The organism is Streptomyces chisholmiae, from assembly GCF_031845445.1.
In the GTDB taxonomy this organism is placed as follows: domain Bacteria; phylum Actinomycetota; class Actinomycetes; order Streptomycetales; family Streptomycetaceae; genus Streptomyces; species Streptomyces chisholmiae.
Map to the genome: position 1 here is coordinate 213,140 of NZ_JAVREO010000012.1, position 23,302 is coordinate 236,441.

The window sequence follows — 23,302 nt, forward strand, 5'->3', positions numbered from 1 at the left end:
GGCCCCGCGGCGGCGGCCGGCAACGCGGCCGGGGGCAGGGCGCGTTGACCCGGCCCCGGCCCCGGCCCCGGCCCCGGCCCCGGCCCGAACGCGCCGCGCCCGACCGGGTTCGGCCGGTGACGCTCGCGCGCGAGACGGGCCGCGCCCGGCCCCGCGCGCACCTCCTTGGGGTAGAGCCGTACTCCGAGCGAGGTATGCCGTAAACCATCCACCGGTAGCACGTTCGGGCCGCCGGGAGGCGGCAGATTGGGGGACGAGCCGGGACACCATCCCGGTCCCCGACTCCGCCCCGCCAGAAAGGGCTCCCCGCCGTGAGTATCGTCCTCCTCCTCGTCGCGCCGGTGATCGTGGGGGTGATCGGCGCGCTGCACTGGTACGTGTGGCGCCGGCTCGTCCGGGACACCACCCGGCCCGGCACGCGCTGGCGGCGCCTGGGCACCGCGCTGTTCGTGGCCGCGCCCACGCTGATGCTGGTGGCGCTCGTCGGCGCGCGGGCCGGACTGCCGTTCTGGCTCGTGCGCGTCCTCTCCTGGCCGGCGTACCTGTGGCTGGCCCTCGCCCTCTACCTCCTGCTCGCCGTACTCGTGGGCGAGGCCGTCCGGCCCCCGCTGGTCCGCTGGTTGCGGCACCGCGCGGCCCGTAGGGCGCCGGCCGCCACCCCGGAGCCGGCCGCCGCCGCGCCCGGGGCCGCGCCCGCGCCGTCGGACACCGCCCCGCCCTCGACCGCCCCAGACGACCGCGAAGGCGATGACGACCGGGAGGCCTCGGCGGAGCTGTCCCGGCGGGTGTTCGCGGCGCGGCTGGTCGGTGGGGCGGCGGCCGCGGTGGCGGTCGGCACCGTCGGCTACGGGACCTACGGGGTGCTGCGCGGGCCCCGGGTGAAGCGGGTGACGGTGCCGCTGGCGAAGCTGCCGAGGGCGGCGCACGGCTTCCGCATAGCGGTGGTCAGCGACCTCCACCTGGGCCCGGTCCTGGGGCGCGGCTTCGCCGAGCGGGTGGTCGCGACGGTGAACGCGACCCAGCCGGACCTGATCGCCGTCGTCGGCGACCTGGTCGACGGGTCGGTCGCCGACCTGGGCCGATCGGTCGAGCCGATCGGCCGGCTCCAGGCCCGCCACGGGACGTTCTTCGTCACCGGCAACCACGAGTACCTGTCGGGCGCGGCGGAGTGGACGGCCCACGTGCGGGAGTTGGGGCTGGGCCTCCTAGCCAACGAGCGGGTGGAGCTGCCGTCGTTCGACCTGGCCGGCGTGAACGACGTGGCGGGAGAGGACTACGAGGACGGCCCCGACCTGGCGGCCGCGCTGGCGGACCGGGACCCGGCGCGCGCCTCGGTCCTCCTGGCCCACCAGCCGGTGTTCGTCGACGAGGCCGTCCGGCACGGGGTCGACCTACAGCTGTCGGGACACACCCACGGCGGCCAGCTGTGGCCGGTCAACCACCTGGCCGGACTGGCCAACCCGACGGTCGCCGGACTGGAGCGGTACGGCGACACCCAGCTGTACGTCTCGCGCGGCGCGGGCGCGTGGGGCCCGCCCACCCGGGTCGGCGCGCCGTCGGACGTGACGGTGGTGGAACTGGCGTCGCGACAGGCCTGACCACCGCGGCGCCGGCCGCGCGTGCGCCGGTTCCGGAGCATGCCGCCGCAGCTCGACCAGGAGATCGCCCGCGCCGCGCGCCCGACCGGCGGCGCCGCCTGCCCGGCGCGGACTACGCGTCCGGGGAAGGGGTAGGCCCCCAGGGGGCGCCTGCCCGAGCGACGACGGGGCCGGGGCGCGGGCGCGCGGCGAGCGGGGAGGCCGGCCAGGTGAACGAGCGATGGCACAACCAGTACGCGGGGGACGCGCACGCCGCCCTCCAGGCCGGCCAGATCCATGGCGGCGTGCATCTCCACGGCGCCCACCCCGGCGACGACCGGCGGCAGCCCAGGGCGCGAGCCCGGTTGGCGTGGGCGGCGGACAGCCTGGCGGACTTCCTCCTCGACCGCGCGGCACGGACCGTGCGCGACCGGGGGCTGCTCCCCGAACCGATCCCGCTGCGTTGGAGTTGGCATCGCCGCCCGCTGACCAGCGCACACGCCCCCGCTCCCTTCGCACCGCTGCCGGGCGTCGCACCCCCAGGGGCGGCCGCGACGGCGGGCGGCGGGATCGACGACCTGCTGGGGGTCATCGGCACCTCACGCACCGGGCGGACCGTCGTCCTCGGTGACGCGGGCAGCGGCAAGTCCGACTCCGCCGCCTGGACGGTGTTCCAGGCGCTGCGCACCCGGGCGGCCCGCGGCGACGAGGAACGCGAACGCTTCCCCGTGCCGGTGCTGTTGTCCGTCACCGGCTGGCACCACCGCCGGCAGTACCTGGACGACTGGCTGGAAGGGGAGTTGGAGTCGCGCTACCGGTTCCTGCGCCGCCGCAGGTTCGGACCGCGCGCCGTCCGGCAGCTCCTGCGCGGTGACCGCGTCCTCGTCTTCCTCGACGGTTTCGACGAGATGGCCGCCGAGCTCCGCGCCGCCGCCCTGGAGCAGATCGACCGGCGCATGCCCTGCCGGGTGGTGATCCTCTCCCGTACCGAGGAGTTCGACGCGGTGAGCGCCGGGCGGCTGCGCGGCGCCGAGATCCTGCGGCTGTCTCCCGTCGTACCCGCCGACGCGGCCGAATACCTGCGGCACTGTCACGGCGATCCCGTGCCCGAACCGTGGCAGCGGCTGCTCGGGCACCTCACGGAACAGCCCGCCGGCCTGCTCGCCCGCGCGCTCGACTCGCCCCTGATGCTGTCGCTGGTCCGGGACGCCTTCCCCAGGCCGGCCGACGTGGAGGTCCTGCTGGGCGGGCGCCTGACCACCGAGGACGAGATCCGGGCCTATCTCCTGGACCGGCTGGTCGAGGTCGCCTACCAGCCGGAGTCCGGGCCCTCCCTGGTGCGGTACGGGCCGGCGGACGCCCGGCGTTGGCTCGGGTACCTCGCCACCGAGATGGCCCGCCGTGGCATCTACAGCATCGACTGGCGCACGCTGCCCCGCTGGGCGCCGGCCTGGCCGCGGGTCCTGGCCGCCGCTCTGCTGTTGTCGCTGCTCGGCGCCATCGGCGGCGCGCTCCTCTACGGCCCCGGCCGGTACTTCGACAACTTCGCCAACGACGAGACGTCGGGGCTGCGGTTCGGCGCGCTCGTCGGCCTGGTGCTCGGTGCCGCCGCCGGCCTCACGGCCGAGCTGCGCCACACCACGTGGGACAGGGCCGGATGGTCCCTGTCCCGCCGACTGCGCCGGCCACGGATCAACCTCGGTGCCTGCCTCGTCGTCGGCATCATGATCGGGTGGAGCGCCCAGTGGGCCCTCACCGGTCTGTTGGAGGTGCGTGGCCTCGCCGTCCTCGGGTCGGTGCTGGTCGGTGCCGGCGCCGGCGTCGCGACCGGCGTCGCCGCCGCCCGGCCGCACCCCTCCCCCGGGCGCACCCGCCTCGCCCGCTGGCGCCTGTGGTACTCCAGGGCACCGCTGCTCCCGGGCGCCGCCATCGGCGGCGTCCCGTTCACCCTCCAGTACGCGTATCCGGCGGGGCTCTTCGATGAGCCCTTGCGGCTGGACGAAGGGCTGCTCAACGGCGCGTGGGGCACGTTCCTCGTCGCCTTCGCCATCGGCGCCGTCCGGCCCGTGGCCCAGGCCCACATCATCACCGGGCGGGACGCGGACTGGCGGCTCGAACTGCGGCGGGCGATCGTCGCCGGTTCGCTGTTCGGCCTCACCATGGGAGCGGGGTTCGGCCTGCGCCAGATCTTCATGTGGAACGCCCCGGGCACGGGTCCCCAGTGGGGCGCGGACGTGCTGCCCGGTCTGGTCCAGTTCCTGGCCATCGGGGTCCCCTTCAGTGTGGGCTGTGTGATCGCGACGTGCGACTCCTGGCGCAGCATCCTCTTCTTCGGGCAGCTGCGCCTGCGTCGGGACTTCCCCTCCTACGGGATGCTCTTCATCGAGGAGTCCTACGAGCGCCGGATCCTGCGAGCGGAGGGGCCGCGTTTCCAGTTCCGGCACGCGCTGCTCCAGGACCAACTCTCCGCGGCGCCGCGCGTCGCGTGACGGGGCGGGCGCCGGCGCGGGCGGCGTTCCCCGGTCAGGCGGCGCCGGCCCGGGGCGCGCCCACCCAGCGGCGGTAGGCGGCCGGATCGACGTTGCCGCCGCACACGATGGTCGCCACGTGCCGGCCGGCGAAGCGGTCGCGGTCCTCCAGGACCGCCGCGATACCGAGCGCGGCCGACGGTTCGGCGACCAGGCCGGCGTGGTCGAGGAGCAGCCGCAGGCCGGCGACGATCGACTCCTCCCGGACCAGGACGGCGTCGTCGGCGACCAGCAGGAGGTCGTCCAGGACGGCCGGGATGGGGCACCGGCCGGCGACCCCGTCGGCGATGGTGTCGGCCGAGTCGGTGGTGACGACGCGCCGCTCGCGCCAGGAGCGGGTCATCGCCGGGGCGCCGAGCGGCTGGACGCAGATCACCTCGACCTCGGGGGCCAACTCCTTGAGCACGTGGCCCACGCCGGTGGCCAGCGCCCCGCCGCCGAGGGCGATGAGGACGGTGTCGAAGGCGGGCGTGGCGGCGACCAGTTCCAGGCCGATGGTGGCCGCGCCTTCGCAGGTCTCCAGGTCCAGGCTGTCCTCCAGCAGCCGGACGCCGTCCCTACGGGCGATGTCCGCCGCCCGGTCGCGCGCCAACTCGTGGTCCCCGTCGACCAGTTCCAGCCGGGCGCCAAGCGCCCGGACGCGGTCGAGCTTGGCCGCGGTCGCGTGCCGGGAGGCCACGACGGTGACGTCGAGCCCCCGGTCCCGGCCCGACCAGGCCAGCGCCTGGCCGAGGTTGCCCGCGCTGGCGCAGACCACGGCTGGCTGGCCGTGGGCGGCGAGGCGGCTCGCGACGACCTCGGTGCCGCGCGCCTTGAAGCTGCGGACCGGGTTCGCCGTCTCCAGCTTGATGCTCACCGCGCACCCGAGTTCGGGCTCCAGCGCTTCGCAGCGGTACTGCGGGGTGTCCAGGAACATCGGGTCGATCAGCCGGCGGGCCGCTCGGATCCGATCGGTGTCGAGGCGCGTCTTCCGCATGGCCGGCAGCGTAGCGCCCGCCGGCCGGGCGCGGCGCGGCGCGGGTCGTCGGCGAACCGGGGTGCGCCCGCGCCGCGTTGGTCCGATCGCGGGGGTGACCGGCCGACCCGCGAGCGGCGTGCTGGCCCTGCGGCACCGGGGTCCGGACGACTGGGCGGCGGGCCCCGGGGCGGGGTGTGGCCGCTGATCGACGGGGTGGACGTCCTGCGGAAGGTCCCCCCGGCGGGCGTGCGCGGCGAGTGGCCGGCACTGGGCCGGGCCGGCCGAGAGCTGGGCGCTGACCGCTCGGGAGGAGCCGCCGGGTCGTGATCGGCGAGCCGACGCGCACGGCCGGGTGCCCCGGCGCCCTGTTCGTCCGGGTGGGCCGGGACGGCGGGTTGGTCGTCTGGGGCCGCCTGGGAGTGCACCGGCGACAGCGCCGCCGTGCCGGGGGTGTTCCGCTTTGACCGCCGCGCGGGTGCCATGTGCGGGCGACCGGGGCGGGGTCAGCCGCGCTCCGGGAGCGGCGGGGCGGCGGCGATCACCTCGTCGAGGACGGCGCGCGAGGCGCTCAACTCGTCGATGACGCCGGTGATCCTGGCCCTGGCCTCGTGCAGGTCCTCCACCATCTCGGCGCAGGTGGGGACCAGCTTCTCGCCGTCGTCCCGCATGCACGGCAGCACCTCGGCGATGAGCACGGTGGGCAGCCCCGCGGAGAGCAGGGTCCGGATGCGACGGACCGTCGCCACGTCCCCCTCCCGGTACTCGCGGTACCCGCTGGGACGCCGGTGCGGGTGCAGGAGACCCTGCTCCTCGTAGTAGCGGAGCAGCCGTTCGCTGACCCCCGTACGGCGGGAGAGCTCCCCGATCCGCACCGCACCCCTCCCTCTGATCCCTCCGACGCCCGGTCACCACTTGACTCTCACATCGATGTCAGAGTTTAGCGTGCTGCGGACGCGACGCCCTCCGCGTCTCCCCCGATCCGCGCGACCGAAGGAGACCCCCTGTGACCACCGGCGACAGCGCACCGCGGCGGGCGGGGCGGCGGGAGTGGGTGGGGCTGGCCGTCCTCGCGCTGCCCACCCTCGTGCTGGCGATGGACATGACGGTGCTGCACCTGGCCGCCCCGACCATCAGCGCCGAACTCTCCCCCACCGGCGGCCAGTTGCTGTGGATCCTGGACATCTACGGATTCCTCGTCGCCGGCTTCCTGATCAGCATGGGGACGCTCGGCGACCGGGTCGGACGCCGCCGGCTGCTGCTGGTCGGCGCCGCCGCGTTCGCCGTCGCCTCGGTGCTGGCCGCCTTCGCGCGGAGCGCCGAGACGCTGATCGCCGCACGGGCGTTGCTGGGGGTGGCCGGTGCCACCCTGATGCCCTCGACGTTGGCGCTGATCTCGACGATGTTCGTCGTCCCGGCCCAGCGGACGTTCGCGGTCGCGGTCTGGATGACCGCGTTCATCAGCGGAGAGGCCATCGGCCCGCTGGTGGGCGGCGCGCTCCTGGAGTTCTTCTGGTGGGGTTCCGTCTTCCTCATCGCGGTGCCGGTGATGCTGCTGCTGCTCGTCGCCGGGCCCCGGCTGCTGCCCGAGCGGCGCACGGGGCGGGCGGCCGGGCGCTTCGACATCCTCAGCGCGGCGCTGTCCACGGTGGCGGTGCTCGCCCTGGTCTACGCGGTCAAGCAGCTGTCGGGGGCGGGGCCGGGGGCGGTGCCGCTGGGGTGGGCGCTGGTGGGTCTCGCGGTCGGCGGCGGCTTCCTGCGGCGGCAGCGGAAACTCGACGAACCCCTGCTCGATCTGGGGCTCTTCCGGCTGCCCGCGTTCAGCGCCGCGCTGGGCACCCAGACCCTGGCGGTGTGTGGCCTGGCCGGCACCCAGCTGCTGCTGATGCAGTACCTCCAGTCCGTCGTCGGCCTCTCCCCGCTGGCGGCGGGGCTGTGGACGCTGCCCGCGGTCGTCGCCGGGATCGGCGGCACCCTGCTCGCGCCGAGGGTGGTGGCCCGGGTGCGGCCGGCCGTCGTGGTCGCCGGCTGCCTGCTGGTGGCCGCCGGCGGCGCGGCGCTGGTCACCGCGGCCGACGAGGACGGCCCGGCCTGGGCGGTCACCGGCTTCACCGTGCTGTACGTCGGCCTCACCCCGATCCTGGCCCTGACCACGGACCTGGTCGTCGGCTCCGCCCCGCCGGAGCGGGCCGGCGCCGCCTCGGCGATCTCGGAGAGCGGCGCCGAACTCGGCCTGGCCCTGGGCATGGCGCTGCTGGGCAGCCTCGGACTCGCCGTCTACCGGCAACAGCTGTCCGCGCACGCCCCGGACGCCGTCGGCGACGCGGCGCTGCACGACGCCCGGGAGACCATCGGCGGCGCGGTCAGCACCGCGGAGGCCCTGCCGGAGCCGCTGGGCGGCGCGCTGCTCGACGCGGCCCGCGCGGCGTTCACGACCGGGCTGCACGCCACCGCGCTGCTGACCACCGTCGCCCTGCTGGGCGCGGCCGCGCTGGCCGCGGTGACGCTGCGCGGCTCCCCGCCCGGCGGCCGGGAGGCGCCGGGCGGGGAGCCGGAACGGGCGCGGGCGGCCTGACCGCGGGCACCGCCCCGGCCGCGCGGGCGGTGCGATGCGGTGTCCGGGTCGGCGGCGGGGCGGTGTCCGGGGCCGGGTCAGACGAGGGCTTCCAGGGCCTGGTAGTAACCGCCGCGCTGGCCGGCGGCGTTGGGGTGGAACGCGCCGTCCGTGGAGAGGCCCTTGATCCAGTCGGTGCCGCTGCCGCAGACCTCGTGGGTGTCGAAGGTGGCGCGGGCGTCGATGTAGTCGAAGCCGTGGGCGGCGGCGCGCGCGGAGATCACGGCGGACAGCGTGTCGGAGGAGCTGTTGAGCGCGGCGCGCTTGGTGGCGCCGGCCAGCAGGCAGGTGGCGTTGGAGCCGAAGATGTGCGGGTAGCCGAGCACCACCACCTGGGCGTCGGGGGCACGATCGGCGATCTCGGCGTAGACGTTGTCCAGCCGGCCGGGCAAGGTCTGCCGGATGAAGTTCCTGGCCTGTTCGTTGCGGGCGGCGCAGGTGGCGTTGGAGCTGAGGAGGCAGGTGGTCATCACGTCGCCGAACCCGGCGTCGTTGCCGCCGATGGAGATGGTCACCAGGCGGGTGTCGGCGGTGAGCGCCGAGACCTGCTCGGCGAGCACGTCCGCGGTCACCGCGCCGCCGCACGCGACGAACGCGAACGAGGACGGGGAGTTGGCCTCGGCCCACAGCCGCGGGTAGGCGTTGGCGCTCAACTGACAGCCACCGTCGGTGTAGTACGCCCCGGCGCCCGAGCCGGACGAGTAGGAGTCGCCGAGAGCGACGTACCTCCCGGGCGCGGCGGAGGCCGGCTGGGCGAGCCCGAGCAGGGCCGCCACGGCGACCACGAGAACCATCAGGGAACGCGCAGATCTCATGTAACTCTCCTGGGGGAAGTGTGCCGTCGCGGCACGCCTCATTCTCCACACAGTTGAGGCGCACATGCCATAGCCGCAGCGACTTGTCCGAAGGAGAGGAATCGACAAGTGCGCTGCACGGGGGGCCTGTTCCGGCGCCGGGGGAAGCGGGGGCGGTCCGGTGGGGGCGGAGAACACGAAAGGCAAGGAGCGTGCGCCCCTTGCCACGCTCAACGTATAGCGCACCCGGGGGCTTGCCACAAGACCCCGCCGGTGCCGCAGAATCACCGGCCGAAGCCTGGACCCACGTCCAAGAGGAGTCGCCTGGTGCGCGTGTTGTTGTCAACCTACGGATCACGTGGGGATGTCGAACCGGTCGCGGGCCTCGCGGTGCGGCTGCGGGCGCTCGGGGCGGAGGTCCGGGTATGTGCGCCACCGGACGAGGACTTCGCGCGGCGGTTGGCCGGCGTCGGCGTGGAGCTGGTGCCGGTCGGCCCGTCGGCGCGCGCCCTGACGAAGGCGGCGCCGCCGCCCTCCTCCCTCCCCCAGCGGGCGGCCGAGGTGATCGCCCGGCAGGTGGAGGTGCTCAGCACGGCGGCCGCCGACTGCGACGCCCTGGTGGTGACCGGCATGCTGCCGGCCGCGGCCGGCGCGCTGTCGGTCGCCGAGAAGCTGGGCGTTCCCACGGCGTCCGTGACCTTCCAGCAGCTGACCCTGCCCTCGCCGCTGCGCCGGCCGTTGGCGTACCCGGGGCAGCCGCTGCCCCCGGAGACGACCGACAACCGGACGCGGTGGGAGCTGGACGCCCGGCAGACCAACGAGCTGTTCGGCGCGGCACTCAACGCGAACCGGGCGGCGATCGGCCTGCCACCGGTGGCCGACGTCCGCGGCTATGTCATCGGTGACCAGCCGTGGCTGGCGACGGACCCGGTCCTGGACCCGATGCGGGAGATGCCGGACCTCGACGTGGTGCAGACCGGCGCGTGGATCCTGCCGGACGAACGCCCGCTCCCGGACGCGCTGGTGGCGTTCCTGGACGCCGGCACGCCACCGGTGTACGTGGGCTTCGGCAGCATGCCCCTGCACGGTGCGGCGGACGCCGCCCGGGTGGCCGTCGCCGCCGTCCGGGCGCAAGGGCGGCGGGTGCTCGTCTCCCGCGGCTGGGCGGGGCTGGCGCCGATCGACGACCGGGACGACTGCTTCGCCGTCGGCGAGGTCAACCACCAGGCGCTGTTCCCCCGGGTGGCCGCCGTCGTCCAGCACGGGGGCGCCGGCACCACCACCACGGCCGCCCTGGCCGGCGTGCCGCAGGTGGTGGTGCCCCAGGCGGCGGACCAGCCGTACTGGGCCGGCCGGGTCGCCGACCTGGGCATCGGCACGGCACACGACGGCCCGACGCCGACCTACGCGTCGCTCTCGGCGGCCCTCGCCAGGACCCTGACCCCCGCGACCCACACCCGGGCGAGCGCGGTCGCCCGAACGATCCGCACCGACGGGACGACGACGGCCGCCAGGCTGCTGCTCGACGCGCTCGGCCGGGGGCGGCCACCGACCTCCGGGTGAACCGGGCGGGAGCGTCGGGCCTACGCGTTTCCGCTGGCCGGCGGGAGCGGTCACCCGCGCCGGGTGCACCCGTTCTCGGGAGGTTGTGTCGGAACCCTTCCGAGGGCGCCGGTGCGGTGAATCTACCGACGGGTCCTGTGAAAGGTTGTGTCAGGAAGCTCCCTGGCAGGTTTTCCGCGAGGACATACTGCGGCGTACGGGTTCGGGATCGATGGGCGGGCCGGGAGCACGGACCGGTCGCTCACGGGCACCGCGCCGGGCCGCAGCCGCCGGCGGCCCGTCACCTTTTCCGCAGGTCAGCGAGTTGCTACGGCGGCGTCCCCGAGCCAGCGGGAGGCCCGCCAGGTGACGCGTGGTGTAGCCAGCCCCCCTCGGAGAGTGCACCCAGTCCCGGGGCGGGTGGGGGCGAAGGGCCATCGAGCCGGCCGGTGGCGCGTGCCTAGTCTGTGAGCCGTTGTCAGGTGATGACGACCGCGCGACGGGGGACCGGCGGTCGGCGCTCCCCGGAGTGCACGGTCGACGCGTCCGCTCCGCACGCGGGGACACTTATGTCGACTTTTTCCTCGGAGGAACTGTGATACGCAGGATCGGCACCTCGGCCGCCGTGGCGCTGTGTTGCACCCTGGCGGGTGTGGGGCTCGTCGGGTGCGATGACGACACGGTGCCGGCGGAGGACTCCTCGGCCAGCCCCGCGCCGGAGGAGACCGAGCAGGCGCCGCCCACCGACACCGAGCAGATCGACGTTGACGGCCAGGCCGTCAACGTCCTCTGCACCGGCGAGGCGGTCGAGGGCCAGCCGGTCGTCGTCCTGCTGCACGGTGGCGGCGAGGACCTGACCAACATGGCCGGACTCCAGGAGACGTTGAGCGCCGACGGCCAGGTCTGCTCCTACGACCGCCTCGGCGCGGGCCAGAGCGACCCGCCGGCCGGCCCGCAGGACTTCGGGGACACCAACGCGATCCTGACCGGGGTGCTGGAGCAGACCGTCGGGGACAGCCCGGTCGTGCTGGTCGGGCACTCCATGGGCGGGCTGATCGCCGGCCGCTACGCGCCGACCAACGCGCAGGTCGCCGGCCTGGTCCTGCTGGACGCCACCGGCCCGACCGCGGCCGGCGACCTGGCGAACCGGATTCCGGAGGACGTCACCGGCGCCACGGCCGAGCTGCGGGCGGCTCAGCTCGCCGTGTTCGAGGGGCAGAACCACGAGCAGCTGGTCTTCGCCGACGCCCCCGCCGAGTCCGCCGGCGACATCCCGGTGCGGGTGCTCCAGCACGGGGTGCGCTACCTCGCCGACCTGGACCCCGAGTACGGCGACGGCTTGGAGGAGGACTGGACCGCCGGCCAGGAGGCCTGGCTGAACCTGTCCACCGACAGCGAGTTGACCGTCGTGGAGAACGCCGGCCACTACATCCACACCGACACGCCGGAGGAGGCCGTCACGGCCATCCAGGACGTGGTCACCCGCGCCGCCGGCTGACCCGGTCACCCGACCCGCGCCGCACGCGGCGCCGACCGCCGGGCGCCCGACCCCCACCCGGCGGTCGCCTCCGTTCCCCGGCCGCCGGGGGCCGGGAGCGCTGTGGGAGGCGTGCGGGCTGTGGCGGGATCCCCCGTTCACCGCCCTGGACGTCCCGTTGCCCGGCGCGTGGGCGCACCCGCCGACCGAGCGCCGACTGGCCGGGTACGAGGCACCCTTCCAGGCCGAGTTGGCGTGCGGGCGGAGCGCGGACGTGGTCGCTGACCGTGCTGGCGAGGGCACACCCGCCGCGCGAGCGGCTGCACGGGCTGTTGATGGCCGCGCTGCACCACGCCGGCCGGGCGAGGCGCTGGCCGTCTACCGGTCCGCGCGGGCGTCCCTGGGCCGGACAACGCCCGCAGCGCCGAGCGGGTGCGGCCGCCGCCGGCCGGCGAGGGGTGTCGCGCGCTGGTCACCAGCCGGGGCGCGCTGGCCGGACGGGCCGTCCGAGAGGGGCCCGCCGGCGCCGGGCAGGCGGGGTGGGCAGCCCGGCGGCGCGGGCCGGCCGCCGGTCGCCCGGCTACCGCGGCGGCGGTGGGTCGGCGAACGGGGCGGTGTGCTCGCCCCAGCTGAAGGCGAACCCGTCGACGGCCGGCCGGACCCCGGCGCCGGTCGGCGGGAGGTCGAACTCCCGGTGCAGCCAGCCGTCGACGGCCAGCGCCGCCACCTCGGCCCGGTAGTGGTCCGGCGGGTAGTCCAGCGCCCGCACGTCGAGCAGCAGCCCGGCCGGATGGGTCGCGGCGAGCGCGGGCGCGGAGAGCGCCGCGCCGAAACCCAGCCAGGCGGCGTCCCGCCAGTAGACGGCCGCCGGCAGCGCCAGCAGCACGCCGCGGTGCAGCCGGAGCACGCCCCGCCCGACGGTCGTCGGCGGCGGCCCGGCGGTCGCCACCAGGTCGGCGGCCAGGCCACCCCGGCCGCCGGGGGCCCGGAAACGGTACTGGTAGGTGTTGGTCATGGTGTGCCCGTCGCCTCAGGAGAACTTCAGTCGGCAGAATACCGACGGGGTGAAGAAGTGTTCGTTTCCGAAGTTGCTGGTGAAGCCCCTGATGTAGTCGAAGTTGTGCGGTGCCCCGTCGCCGTACAACCGGCTGTGCCGGTCCATGAAGGCCTCCGCGTCGTCCGATGACAGGGCGGTGATGTCCATCCGGTTCATCGAGGCGAAGTCGGCCTCGGAGACGCGGAAGTGCATGATCTCCACGTCGGCCCCCCGCCGGTTGCGCAACAGGTCGGCGTAGGCCTCCGCGTCGTGCTGGCTGCCCCAGGAGTAGACGCCGTCGCCGTACTGGCCGCGGGTCGCGTCACCGGGCCACGGGGTGCCGTCGCCGCGCAGCCGGGCCGCGTCCTCCGGGGACTGCACGGTGAAGAAGTCGAGGAACCCCTCCAGGCCCAGCGGGTCGGACCAGATGTGCGGATTGTGCACATAGGCGACCGGGTTGGGGGCCGCCGACAGTCCCATGGGGTCCGGCGCGGTGTAGCGGGCGGTCTCCGGGTCGTAGTGCCGGTGGTAGTTGTAGTGCCAGCCGGTCTCCTCGTCCGCGTACTGGCCGGGGAAGCGCAGCGGGGTGTCGGCGCCGCCCGAGGTGGCCGCGAACGCCGCGGCCGGCGTGCCCCAGAGCGTCGCCCGGCGCCGCCAGGTGACCGCGCCGGACTCGTCGAGCAGCTCCGTGGGGGCCCCGACGAGGTCCGTCACGATGGCGTGGAACCGGGCGTCCACCTCGTCCTGGTCGAGCTGCGCGACGGGGTGAGTGCCCCGGTACTCCCAGGTGGTCGTCCGGGCCGGCCGGCCGGCGCCGGGCGGGGCGGCCGTGGACTGCTCGATGAGGGTGGCGCCGTCCCAGGCGAAGAGCACGCTGTCCACGGGCCGGCCGTCCGCGTCCAGCAGGTGCTTGGCGATCCGCCGGCCCAGGGGGTCGTAGGCGTACGCCCACCTGGCGCCGTCCGGGGTGTGGGTGCTGGTCAGTCGGCCCTCGGCGTCCCAGGCGTAGGACCAGGTGCGGGCCTGCCCGGACAGGGTCTTCCGCCGCTTGCTGACGATCCGACCCAGGGCGTCGTGCCGATAGCTGACCCGACCGGCACGGGTGATCGAGGTGCCGGTGTACTGGCGGTCGCCCAGGGCGTCCGTCACGTCCGGGGCGTCCGCGGCGTCGGGCCACTGGGCGAACACCTGGTTGCCGGCGTCGTCGTACCGGTAGGACTCGTCGCCGGCCGGCGAGGTGAGGTCGAGGACCCGTCCCACCGGGTCCAGCGTCAGCCGGGTGGCCTCCCCCGGTCGGCCGGCGTCGAACGGCGTGTCGCCGAGGTGGCTCTCGCCGAGCGGCGTCTCGCTGAGGTGCGTCTCGCTGAGGTAGTGGTCGGCGCGGTAGGCGTAGGTCCGGTCCCGGAGCCGGCGGCCGCCGACGGCGACGCCGCGGCCGACCAGGTGGCCGGCCGCGTCCCAGGCGTGCCGGACCGACACGTCCGCCCCGAAGCCACGGCTGACCTCGCGGCCCGCCACGTCGTGCTCGAAGCTCATGGTGCGGCCCGCCGTGGTCAACGAGACCGGCTTGCCGGCCGCGTCGTACCGCCACTCGCTGGTGACCCCGCCGGGCGTGGTGCGGCGCACGGGGCGGGCCAGCGCGTCGAACGTGTGGGTGACGGTCCTGCCGTTGCAGGTCTCCGCCACGATCCGGCCCAACGGGTCCCGGACCAGCTCCAGTTCGGCGTCGGGGTTGGCGGCCCACAGCAGCCGGCCGGCGGCGTCGAAGGTGTAGCGCGTCTCCTGGCCGTCGGCGTCCTTCCGGCTGATCAGCCCCATGGCGTCGCGCTCGAAGGCGACGCGCTGCCCGGCGGCGTTGACCCGTTCGACCAACTGGCCCGCCGCGTCCCGCCGGTAGCGGGTGGCGCGGCCGTCGAAGTCCACCTCCCCGACCAGGCCGCCGGCCGCGTCGAAGGTGTAACTCCACTCCAGGCCCTGCGGGTTGGTGACCCGGACCAGCCGCAGTTCGGCGTCGCGGGTGAACGTGTACCGGGCGCCGTCCGGGCGGACCTGCACGGTGGGCAGGTCGAAGGGGCCATACGCGAACCGGGTCTCGCCACCGGCCTCGTCGATGTGCCGCAGGCAGTTCCCTTCGCCGTCCCAGTGCCAGACCTGGGTGCCGCCGAGCGGGTCGGTGTGGCGCAGCGGCTTCCCCTCGACCGACCACTCCAGGCGCCGGGTCCCGCCGCCCGGCTCCGTCACCTCCACCGGCCGGCCGAAGGCGTCCCGCCGGTAGCGGGTCACCCCGGCGGCCGGGCCGGTGACCGCGACGACCTGGCCGGCGGCATCGCACTCCACCGAGGTGACGTTGCCGAAGGGGTCGGTGATGGCGCGTACCCCGCCCCGGTCGTCGTAGGCGTAGCGGGTGGTGACCCCGGCCGGGTCGGTCACCGAGAGGCGGCTGCCCCGCTCGTCGAACTCCTGTTGCCAGACGGCCTCGTCGGCCTCGACGATCCGGATCGGCAGCCCCAGTTCGTCGTGGTCGAACCGGACCTCCCGGCCGTCCGGCCGGACCACGGCGGCGACCCGCCCCCGCTCGTCGTGCCGGTACCTGGTGACCCGGCCGAGTGGATCGGTGAGGCTGAGCAGCCGGTCGTAGCGGTCGTGGGCGCGGTGGGTGTGGTGCCCGAGCGGATCGGTCTCGGTGACGAGCTGGTAGCAGTCGTTGAACTGGAAGACGGTGGTACCGCCGAGCGCGTCGGTGAACAACGTCCGGTTGTGCTCAGCGTCGTAGACGATCCGGCTGGCCAGGGCGCCGTCGGTGCCGTCGGTGGCGACGCACCGGCCCTCGGTGTCGTAGGTGTAGCGGTACCAGCGGTCGTTGCGGTCCCGCCATCCGGTGACGCGGTGCTGGTCGTCGTAGCTGAGCCGGAACGGCCGGCCGGACGAGTTGGTGATCTCGGTGAGGTCGCCTCGCTCGTCGTAGCCGTAGGCCAGCAGCACGGGCTGGTCCGGGGCGCTGAGCAGTCGGAGCTCGGTGATCCGCCCCTGGTGGGTGGTGACGCCGACGTGGTACCCGGCGTCGTGCACGACGTCGGTGGGGGCGCCCTCGGCGTCGTACCGCACGTCGATCCGGTTGCCGTGCCGGTCGGTGACGGAGACCAGGGGCAGTTCACCGCCGCGCCGCCCGGAGATCGGCGCGAAGGCCAGGGTGCGGCCGGTCGCCGGCTGGTGGACGGTGAGCGGATCGCCCGGCGCGCCGCTCCAGGCCAGCCCCCACCGCGGGCCCTCGACGGGCAGCACCGGCTCGTCGGGAAGCGGGCGCGGGTAGTCCAGGGTCATGCCGTCGGCGGTGACGAACCGTACACCGGCCGGGTCGAGGACGAGGCGCTGGTCAAGGGTGGAGGCCCAGGAGCGGCCGAACCAGGTGCCCTCCCGCAGGCTGGTCCGGTGGTGCCGCTGGAGCACCAGGGGTAGGACGCCGGGGAGGGTGACGTCGGTGGCGTCCATCACCATCTCGCCGGTGGCCATGTCGATGGGGTCGGTCCGGCAGACCAGGTTGTCGCCGCCGCGGCCCATCCGGCGCAGCGTCTGGCCGAGGCCGCGCAGGCCCTGCTGGAGGCCGCGGAGGCCGGTGGTGGCCAGGCCGCGCAGTCCGCGGGCGAGGCCGCCGAGCGTGGTCAGGCCCTTGAAGCCGGGGATGCAGTCCAGCGCGGCGAAGGCCACGTCGAGGAGTCCGGCTTCTCCTCTGGCGTATTTGATGAGGGTGTCGGCGAGCACGACGAGGGCGGCGGCCAGCACCACCCAGGCGAGCGGGCCGCCGATGATCATCACGACGATGCCGAGGACGGCGACGATCACCTTGCAGATCTCGACCAGGGTGTCCCAGTTGTCGGTCACCCACTTGATGGCGTCCTGCCACCACTTCCGGTTCTGGATGCCGGCGTCGGACGCCTCCTCGATGTCCCGGGCGCACTCGCGGGCCGCGTCCTCCCGCATCCCCTGTGCGTCCAGGGCCAGTTGGCGCGCGGCGGACAGGCGCTCCTCGGCGTCGTTGACCCGGCCCTGGGCGGCGCCGGCCGCCGCCTCGGCGGCCTGCTGGTCCCGGGTCGCGGCGCGGACGTCGGCCTCGTCCGGCGGCTCGACATCGTCCCGCTCGCCCTCCCGCTGGAGGCGCTCGGACTCCTCGCCGGCCCGACCGACCCAGTCCGTCGCGTCCCCCAACGCGCTCTGCGCGGACGCCAGATCGGCCTGCGCGGCGACCGCCCGGTCCAACGCACGGTCCGCCATCCCCTGGGCGGTCTGCAGCTTGGGCCAGTACGTCTGCAACGCCTGCGAGCAGAGGGAGTAACTCTCCTCCAGCTTGGTCAGGTTGCCGGGCACCCCGTCGAACTCCCGGCGGAACGCGTCCGCCGACAACCCCGCCCAGTCCAACATGGCGCGCTCCCCCGCCATGCCGCGGATCCGCCCCAGCGCGTCGCCCACATCATCGGCGAAGTCCCGCAGCTCGTCGGCGAGTTCGCGGACCTCGTCGGGCTCCCCCGGTGTCGGATCCCGATCCATGTCGACTGGCGACCAGTCGGAAGGACGCGTCATCAGTATCTCCCCGTGCCCCGTACCCGTGCCCCGAAGGTGAACATAGCGCAACGAGCGGGGTGTCGGGACAAGCGATGATCTGTCGCCGGGCTTCGGGACATCCCGGCCTGCCCGACGTTACCGACATGTCAGCCGTTGGGCCGCGGGTTCCCCTGGTGGGTGAACGCCGCCCAGTGCGGCGGGTGGTGCAGGTCCGAGCGGGTCGCCTCGCTGGCCAGTGGGCCGGTCAGGGTAGCGGGTGGCGTCCGGTCCGGGTCGAGCATCCAGAGCTGGGCGGCGCGCAGCGCGTCGGCCGGGGCGAGGCCTTCGGTGTTCAGGAAGTGGTGGAAAACGCTGATCAGCACCGCCGTGGCACCGTCCCGCACCGCCCAGCGGGAGCCGACCACGTCGGCGGCACCGGCGGTGACCAGCGCGGTGGCCACCGTCAACGCCTCGTCATGGTCACGGGTGCTGAGGTCGGTCTCGCAGACGCTGAGCACCACCAGCGGGCCGGCGTCCTCACCCGACCGCGCCCCGGCCGCGTGGGTCAGCAGCCGGGCGACGGTCAACTCCCCGTCCTCCAGCGACAACGAGGACCGGTCCGGGCTCGGTCCTGCCATGCCGTGGCAGGACAGGTGGACCAGCGACGCGGGACGGTCGCCGCCAGGAAGCACCGCCAGCACCTCGTCGCGGGTGCCGGGGGCGTCGGGCTCGCCCCGCTCGCAGTCGCCGTAGCGGCGGGCGTTCGGGTAGTACGCCGCGTGCAGCAGGTCGGTCTCGATCGGCGCCCAGAGCAGGTCGAAGGAGGCCAGCAGCGCGGGGCGTTCGGCGGGCCGCCGCCGGCGGCGGGCGACGGCGCGGAGCAACTGGGCACCGGAGGCCGCGTAACTGAACACGGCTCGCTGGCAGGCGTAAGGGCCGGCGCCCGGCGCCCGGGCCGCGTGCCAGGGGACGAGGCCGAGCGGGCCACCGGGCACCAGCACGACGCGCGGTTCCGGGGCGGCCGTGCCGCGCCGGGCGAGCGCGTCGAGCAGCGGGCCGATGGCGGCCGGCCACGCCCAGTCGCACAGCTCGGTGAGGGCCCCTCGCCAGACATCCTCGGCCGCCGGCTCGTCATCCGTGTTGAGCGCGCGGGAGCGGTCGGCGGCGGCGGTCAGGTAGCGCCGCAGCGGCGGGGCCTCCGTGGTGAGCCCGGGCAGGGTCAGCAGCTGGAACCCGGTCAGCCCGGGCGTCAGCAGCACCGCGTAGCCCGGGCTCCTCCCGTCGCCCGGCACCAGGTAGGCGAGGGCGTCGGCGCCGCACTCGGCGAGCTCGGTCCCCAGCAGCGCCGGGCTGGGCGTTTCGAAGAGGAACCGGGTGCCGCGCCCGCCCCGGCTGGTGAACCGGTCGGAGACGCCGAGCGCGCGGAACGCCTGCTGCCGCAGCTCCGCCGCAGCGCTCTCTTCGTCCGTCGTCTCCTTGACGTCCCAGGAAGTGGCGTCCCAGCGTGCGGCGAGCTGCGGGAAGCCACGCTGCCGAAGGCGGTCGGAGATCGTGGCGGAGACGGCGGCGGCCCGCAGCACCAGGGCCCGGCCGAACTCCAGCGCCTCCACCACGTCCCCCGCCCGCCCCCGTTCGCCGGCCCAGCCCGCCACCCGCAGCGCCAGGGTGGCACCGGCGCGGGCCGCCGCCAGGGCGGCTTCGGCGCCGTGCTGGTGCAGGACGTGCGCGGTCAGCTCGTTCATCGCCCAGCGACCGGCTTCCACCGCCCGGTCGAGGTGGTCGGCGGCGGTCGCGGGGACGAGCCGCGCGCGGAGGACGTGCGCGTGGGCGAGCCGCGAGAGGGCGGTGTACTCGACCCCGGAGCCCCAGCCCCACACCGCCAGGTCGTGCAGCATCTCCAGCTCCACCAGGGCCGTCGCCAGCAGCTCCGGGTTGTGCTCCCGCAGCGCGCCGCGGAGGCACTCCAGGGCGAGGTCGCAGCGCAGCGCGCCCTCCAGCAGGCGGTGGAACTCCGGGTCGCCGAGGATCGGCCCCCGGTCCAGGCACCGGCGAACCCGCGCGACGGCCTGGTCGAGGAGGCCCCGGTCCTCGACGCGGGCCCGGCCGAGCAGCCGGATCGCCCGGGCCATGGGGCGGTACCCGGCGAGCCGCGGGTCGCCGCCCGCGGCGGCCGGGTCGCGCACCGCGTCCCGCAGCTGGCGGGCGGCCCGCGCCAGCCGGTCCGGGTCCGCCGGCCAGAGCCCGTAGCGGCCGGCCGGGGCGGCGCGGCCGGCCGCACCGGGTGCGGCCGGCTGGCCGGCTGGGCCGCCGCCGGCCAGCTCGGCGACCAGCCAGGAGACCCCGGACGGCGCACCGGCCGGCCAGCCCAACGCGGCCACAGCCGCCGCCGGTTGGACGCCGCCGAAGTAGCTCACGTCGCCGTCGAGCAGGGCCGCGAGGTCCGCCGCGGCGGCCCGGGCGGCCGGCCACTGCCAGCCGCGGCGCGGGACGCCGCCGTCCCGCGGCTCCGCGCTCGGGTTGGGGTTCGCCGCCTCCAGCACCCCGAGCAGGTCGGCGCGGTGCTGGACGAAGTGCGGCCGCATCGGCCCGTCGGGCAGGGCGGCCAGTAGGTCCAGCCAGGCGTGGACGGCAGTGACCATCCGGCGCTCGTCCGGCGCCTCGGCCAGCGCGGCGAACAGCCGCCGTGCCTGGGCCTCCTGGCGCGGCGGCAGCCCCATGAGGGCGACGCCACCGTCCGCGCAGCTGAGGGCCACCGCGATGTTGAATACCTGCGCGGTGTCGACCAGTCGCCAGGTGACGGTCGGCGGGAACATGGTGCGCGCCAGGCGGTCCTGCACCCGGACGGCCTCCCAGACCCCGGGGTCGGCGGCGCGCTGCCGGGCCGCCGACCCCACGATCTCCAGCAGGTCGCGGCGCTCGGCGCGGGCCAGCCACTTCGGGGCCAGCAGCCGGACCAGAGCCAGCCGGGCGGCGGTCGCCAGCGGGTCGGTCAGCGGCAGCCGCCGGTCGGCCCACCGCAGGTGGCCCAGCGCGGCCTCCCGGTCCACCGCCGGCGGGGTCGGCGGGCCGGCCGGGTTCGGCCGGAACTCCCGGACCCGCAGGCCGGTGCCCGACGTCACCGCGTGGCGGAGGGCACGCAGAACGCCGAGCGCCGGCACCAGTTCGCGACGCTCGGCGGCGTCCACGGGCAACAGGTCCTCGACCGCGACGAGTTCGGACACCGCCTCGTCCAACTCCGCGCCGCGCACCAGGCCGAGGGCCGGGACGGGCACCGGGGCGTACTCCGCCCGACGCAACACCTCCTCGGCCCGCCGCACCGCCGTGGCCGCCCGGGCCGACACCGCCGCCTCGTCGGACCGACCTCCCGAAGGGCCCTGTGTGACCTGCCCTTGCTCGACCATGCTCCCCCTCGTCGTGGCGGACCTTCGCCGGCCCGTCGCCCGGCACACCCGCCGAGAAGGCTGCCCAACGCCGCCCCCAACAGCCTTCACCGCCCCGAAAATCCACCGGGCCAGGCCCGGATGTCCCCCGACCGTGGCCCAGGTTGGCCCGGCGCCGCCTCACTCTGCCTCGCTACCCTGAAACTCCCCCGTGCGCAGCGGCCGTTGCCCCCACCGGGCGGCGGCGCGAAGGGAGACCGGTGCGCAACACACCCGACCCGCAAGTCGAGCTCGTCAGGCGCCTTTTGAACGGGAGGGCCACGCAGCAGGACGTCGTCCAGATCGGGGCGAACCACGACCGGTGGATCAACGAGGACTGGGCGGGCGACGCGAACCTCGCCCTGACCTCGTGCCTCAGCGAACTGGCCGAGACCACGGGCGAGGAGTGGAAGCTGCTGAGCGACGCCGACCAGGCGGTGCACATATGGCTCTTCACGCTCTTCTGCCCGGACCGGTCCCAACTCGTGGCCGTGAGCCGGGAGTACTACGAAGCGGTGCACCGCCAGGGCGGGTTCCACCGGGTCGCGCTCTGGCTGCGGCGGCTTCGAGGTGAGCATGGCTGAGACACCACCGGCGGGTTGGGCGATGCTGGAGGTGAGGGCCTGGACGACCCGGGGCGACGGCAACAGTGCCGAGTGCCTCCAGTGGCGTGGCCGCCCCGCCGTCTACCCTGACCTGGCAGCGGCCGTCGCCCGGGCCCACTCCGGTCTGCCGCCCGCCCGCCGGCCAGCTGCTCGCCCGTCGTCCGAGCTCCGGATGCCGCACCCGGTGACGCCGAACGCCGTCGTCGTCGTGAAGCCGCCCGCGCTGTGGATGGTCTTTCCGCTCCCCGCCGGGGCGGACCGCCGCGCGTACTCCGAGCAGGTCTTCCGGTCCACCCCAGCCGAGTGGCTGGTCACGCTGCTCCTGCCGGCGGCGGCCGAGGCGGCCACGCCGCTGCTGGGCGAGTTGACGTCCCGCCATACGACGGACGGCACCGGCCGCGTCCTCGCCGTGGACTCCGTCACGGGACGGCACGTGGGGGACGCGGTGCCGAGCGACACCGCGCCGGGTCGCTGGCGCGCGGTGGTCATCGACCCGGTGCAGGGCTTCCACCTGGTGTGCGTGCTCGACACCAAGGAATGGCTGGTCGACGAAGTCCGGGCCGGCACGGACGCCTTCCCCACCCCCGACGAGGCCCTCCGGGCCATCTCCCGCCACCGCCTGTTCTGACGCGGACTCCAGGCGAGAGTGGTAGACACGGGAGATGGCGACGTATCTGGCGTTCTTCGACGGCTCGACCACGCCGTGGCGGCTCGATGCGGCTGAGGTGACCACCGCGCTGGCCGGGTCGTGGGGGGCGGTGGACGCCGCCCCGATCCGGTTCGCCGAACGGCCGGCCGTTCGTTGGGTCGTCCCCACGGACGACGGGCCGGGCGAGGTGGTCCTGCCCGAAAACGGCACCGGCCTGTACTTCGACGCGTCGCTGCCCGACTCGGCGCGACTGGCCGCTCTGCTCCGCCGGTTGGTGCCGGACGCCGTGGAGCTGGTCTTCTGCGACCAGGGCTACTACTTCGACGTCCGGGTCCAACCGGGCACCACGGCGGCGGAGTTGCTCGCGGAGGTGGACGCCCAGCCCTGAGCGGTCACGCACGTTCCGGCCGGGGCTCAACCCAGGAGGCACGATCACCATCACAGAATGATCACTTCCGAGAACAGTCGGTGGACACCCCGCCATGATGCTGTGCGTGACGACACCACAGCAGCCCTCATGGGCCCAGCAGCCAATCTCGCCGAACCCAGGACCACCCCCAGGGCCACCGCCCGGCCGGTGGAAGCGTCTCTCCCGTTGGCAGAAGGTCGGCGTCATCGTCGGCGCTCTCTTCGCCGTCGGCGTCGTCGGCAACATCGTCGCGCCCCCCGAAGAGGAAGAAGAACCGGTACAGGCCAGCGACACAGCCGACGAGGCGAGCGAATCCTCGGAGGTGCCCGCCGAGGAAGACGCCGAGCCAGTCGCGGAGGAACCGGCTCCCGAGGAGGAGCCCGCACCGGAACCCGAGCCCGAGGAAGAGGCGGTACCCGAGCCCGAGGGGATTCCCGGCAGCGGTGTGTTCCTCATCGGGACCGACATCGACGCCGGCACCTATCGGACGGCAGGACCGGACAGTTTCGGCTGCTACTGGGCCCGGCTCTCCGGTACCAGCGGCGAGTTCGGAGACATCATCGCCAACGACAACCTTGACGGCCCCGGCGTGATCACCATCGACCCGTCCGACGTGGCGTTCGAAACCACCGGTTGCTCCGACTGGACGCTCGTCGAATAGCAGCCCGCGCCCCCCACGGACGCGCGCCGTGGAGACGCCTCGGGCGCGTGGCAGAGCCGAGCGCCCTCACCAGAGGACGAGGCCGGCGCCGGTGTGGAGGGCTCGGGTGGCCGCCAGCTCGATGGTGGTCAGGCGCTCGGCGACCAGCGGGGCGGACCGCCCGTCCGGGGTGGGGGTGATGCTGTCCAGGGCGGTGCGCAGCAGCGCGCACTCGCGGAGGAAGTCCGGCACCTGGTCCGGCGGGACGATCAGGTCGCCGTGGGCCAGCTGGGGGAAGAACCGCGCGCCCAGGGCGTGGACCGTGGGCGAGCCCCAGACCGTGGTGCGCCAACTCTCGGGGCCGGCCAGGTCGGAGCAGCCGGCCGGGGTGGCCTGGAGGTGCCAGGTGCCGTCCGGGTCGATGGTGAGCACGTCCACGGTGAGGCTCATGGGCCCAGCCGACCAGCCGGGCCGGTGTGCTGTCCAGTCCGGACCGGACCGGCCCGGGGACGGCGCCGCGC

The 23,302-nt window shown here is 75.0% G+C and carries 16 protein-coding genes and 1 pseudogene; 10 read left to right on the top strand and 7 right to left on the bottom strand.

The features are described 5' to 3' along the window. Window positions 1–311: 311 nt before the first annotated feature. The gene (locus tag RM844_RS20915; RefSeq protein ID WP_311668835.1) at window positions 312–1,598 is read left to right on the top strand and encodes a metallophosphoesterase; all 1,287 of its coding nucleotides are present in this window, start codon (window positions 312–314) and stop codon (window positions 1,596–1,598) included. A 209-nt stretch (window positions 1,599–1,807) separates the two neighbouring features. After that, window positions 1,808–4,066, top strand: a complete 2,259-nt coding sequence (locus RM844_RS20920) for an NACHT domain-containing protein (RefSeq protein WP_311668836.1) — start codon at window positions 1,808–1,810, stop codon at window positions 4,064–4,066. Window positions 4,067–4,100: 34 nt separating this feature from the next. Here the strand turns inward: RM844_RS20920 and RM844_RS20925 are convergent, their stop codons facing one another. Together RM844_RS20925 and RM844_RS20930 are read right to left on the bottom strand one after the other, a co-directional pair. Further along, window positions 4,101–5,081 (bottom strand): threonine ammonia-lyase, encoded by a 981-nt coding sequence (locus tag RM844_RS20925; protein ID WP_311668837.1) that lies wholly within the window; start codon window positions 5,079–5,081, stop codon window positions 4,101–4,103. Between the two features lie 485 nt (window positions 5,082–5,566). After that, window positions 5,567–5,935, bottom strand: coding sequence for a MerR family transcriptional regulator (locus RM844_RS20930; RefSeq protein WP_311668838.1), 369 nt, complete (start codon window positions 5,933–5,935; stop codon window positions 5,567–5,569). A 131-nt stretch (window positions 5,936–6,066) separates the two neighbouring features. Here RM844_RS20930 and RM844_RS20935 point away from each other — a divergent pair, with 131 nt between their 5' ends. Next, window positions 6,067–7,635 carry an MFS transporter gene (locus RM844_RS20935; protein WP_311668839.1) on the top strand — a complete coding sequence of 523 codons (1,569 nt, stop codon included), beginning with the start codon at window positions 6,067–6,069 and terminating at the stop codon, window positions 7,633–7,635. A gap of 77 nt (window positions 7,636–7,712) precedes the next feature. Here the strand turns inward: RM844_RS20935 and RM844_RS20940 are convergent, their stop codons facing one another. Continuing rightward, window positions 7,713–8,489, bottom strand: a complete 777-nt coding sequence (locus RM844_RS20940) for an SGNH/GDSL hydrolase family protein (protein WP_311668840.1) — start codon at window positions 8,487–8,489, stop codon at window positions 7,713–7,715. 306 nt (window positions 8,490–8,795) lie between these two features. Here RM844_RS20940 and RM844_RS20945 point away from each other — a divergent pair, with 306 nt between their 5' ends. From RM844_RS20945 to RM844_RS33600, 3 genes and pseudogenes are all read left to right on the top strand, one after another. Next, on the top strand, window positions 8,796–10,031 hold the full coding sequence (locus RM844_RS20945) for a glycosyltransferase (RefSeq protein ID WP_311668841.1): 1,236 nt from the start codon (window positions 8,796–8,798) through the stop codon (window positions 10,029–10,031). 574 nt (window positions 10,032–10,605) lie between these two features. Then, complete coding sequence (locus RM844_RS20950) at window positions 10,606–11,508, top strand: alpha/beta fold hydrolase (protein ID WP_311668842.1); 903 nt, start codon at window positions 10,606–10,608, stop codon at window positions 11,506–11,508. A gap of 100 nt (window positions 11,509–11,608) precedes the next feature. Then, window positions 11,609–11,881, top strand: a pseudogene (locus tag RM844_RS33600) (BTAD domain-containing putative transcriptional regulator); the annotation flags it as partial. A gap of 186 nt (window positions 11,882–12,067) precedes the next feature. Here RM844_RS33600 and RM844_RS20955 read toward each other — a convergent pair. From RM844_RS20955 to RM844_RS20965, 3 genes are all read right to left on the bottom strand, one after another. Then, window positions 12,068–12,502: a hypothetical protein gene (locus tag RM844_RS20955; protein ID WP_311668843.1), complete on the bottom strand. Its 435-nt coding sequence runs from the start codon at window positions 12,500–12,502 to the stop codon at window positions 12,068–12,070. 15 nt (window positions 12,503–12,517) lie between these two features. Further along, complete coding sequence (locus RM844_RS20960) at window positions 12,518–17,098, bottom strand: DUF6531 domain-containing protein (protein WP_311668844.1); 4,581 nt, start codon at window positions 17,096–17,098, stop codon at window positions 12,518–12,520. Window positions 17,099–17,226: 128 nt separating this feature from the next. Next, window positions 17,227–20,460, bottom strand: a complete 3,234-nt coding sequence (locus RM844_RS20965; protein WP_311668845.1) for a CHAT domain-containing protein — start codon at window positions 20,458–20,460, stop codon at window positions 17,227–17,229. 284 nt (window positions 20,461–20,744) lie between these two features. On the opposite strand from RM844_RS20965, the gene RM844_RS20970 reads away from it, so the two are divergent. From RM844_RS20970 to RM844_RS20985, 4 genes are all read left to right on the top strand, one after another. Then, on the top strand, window positions 20,745–21,062 hold the full coding sequence (locus RM844_RS20970; protein ID WP_311668846.1) for a hypothetical protein: 318 nt from the start codon (window positions 20,745–20,747) through the stop codon (window positions 21,060–21,062). Further along, complete coding sequence (locus tag RM844_RS20975; protein ID WP_311668847.1) at window positions 21,055–21,711, top strand: hypothetical protein; 657 nt, start codon at window positions 21,055–21,057, stop codon at window positions 21,709–21,711. The genes RM844_RS20970 and RM844_RS20975 overlap by 8 nt, the downstream gene beginning before the upstream one ends. 34 nt (window positions 21,712–21,745) lie before the next feature. Further along, the gene (locus RM844_RS20980) at window positions 21,746–22,120 is read left to right on the top strand and encodes a hypothetical protein (RefSeq protein ID WP_311668848.1); all 375 of its coding nucleotides are present in this window, start codon (window positions 21,746–21,748) and stop codon (window positions 22,118–22,120) included. Between the two features lie 106 nt (window positions 22,121–22,226). Further along, complete coding sequence (locus RM844_RS20985) at window positions 22,227–22,802, top strand: hypothetical protein (protein WP_311668849.1); 576 nt, start codon at window positions 22,227–22,229, stop codon at window positions 22,800–22,802. A 66-nt stretch (window positions 22,803–22,868) separates the two neighbouring features. Here RM844_RS20985 and RM844_RS20990 read toward each other — a convergent pair whose 3' ends face one another. After that, window positions 22,869–23,231 carry a hypothetical protein gene (locus RM844_RS20990; protein ID WP_311668850.1) on the bottom strand — a complete coding sequence of 121 codons (363 nt, stop codon included), beginning with the start codon at window positions 23,229–23,231 and terminating at the stop codon, window positions 22,869–22,871. Window positions 23,232–23,302: the final 71 nt, after the last annotated feature.

Coding starts and splice junctions, on each gene's coding strand:
- RM844_RS20955 (WP_311668843.1), bottom strand. CDS start 12,502: ATGACCAACACCTACCAGTACCGTTTCCGGGCCCCCGGCGGCCGGGGT.
- RM844_RS20965 (WP_311668845.1), bottom strand. CDS start 20,460: ATGGTCGAGCAAGGGCAGGTCACACAGGGCCCTTCGGGAGGTCGGTCC.
- RM844_RS20990 (WP_311668850.1), bottom strand. CDS start 23,231: ATGAGCCTCACCGTGGACGTGCTCACCATCGACCCGGACGGCACCTGG.
- RM844_RS20980 (WP_311668848.1), top strand. CDS start 21,746: ATGGCGACGTATCTGGCGTTCTTCGACGGCTCGACCACGCCGTGGCGG.
- RM844_RS20960 (WP_311668844.1), bottom strand. CDS start 17,098: ATGACGCGTCCTTCCGACTGGTCGCCAGTCGACATGGATCGGGATCCG.
- RM844_RS20940 (WP_311668840.1), bottom strand. CDS start 8,489: ATGAGATCTGCGCGTTCCCTGATGGTTCTCGTGGTCGCCGTGGCGGCC.
- RM844_RS20925 (WP_311668837.1), bottom strand. CDS start 5,081: ATGCGGAAGACGCGCCTCGACACCGATCGGATCCGAGCGGCCCGCCGG.
- RM844_RS20975 (WP_311668847.1), top strand. CDS start 21,055: ATGGCTGAGACACCACCGGCGGGTTGGGCGATGCTGGAGGTGAGGGCC.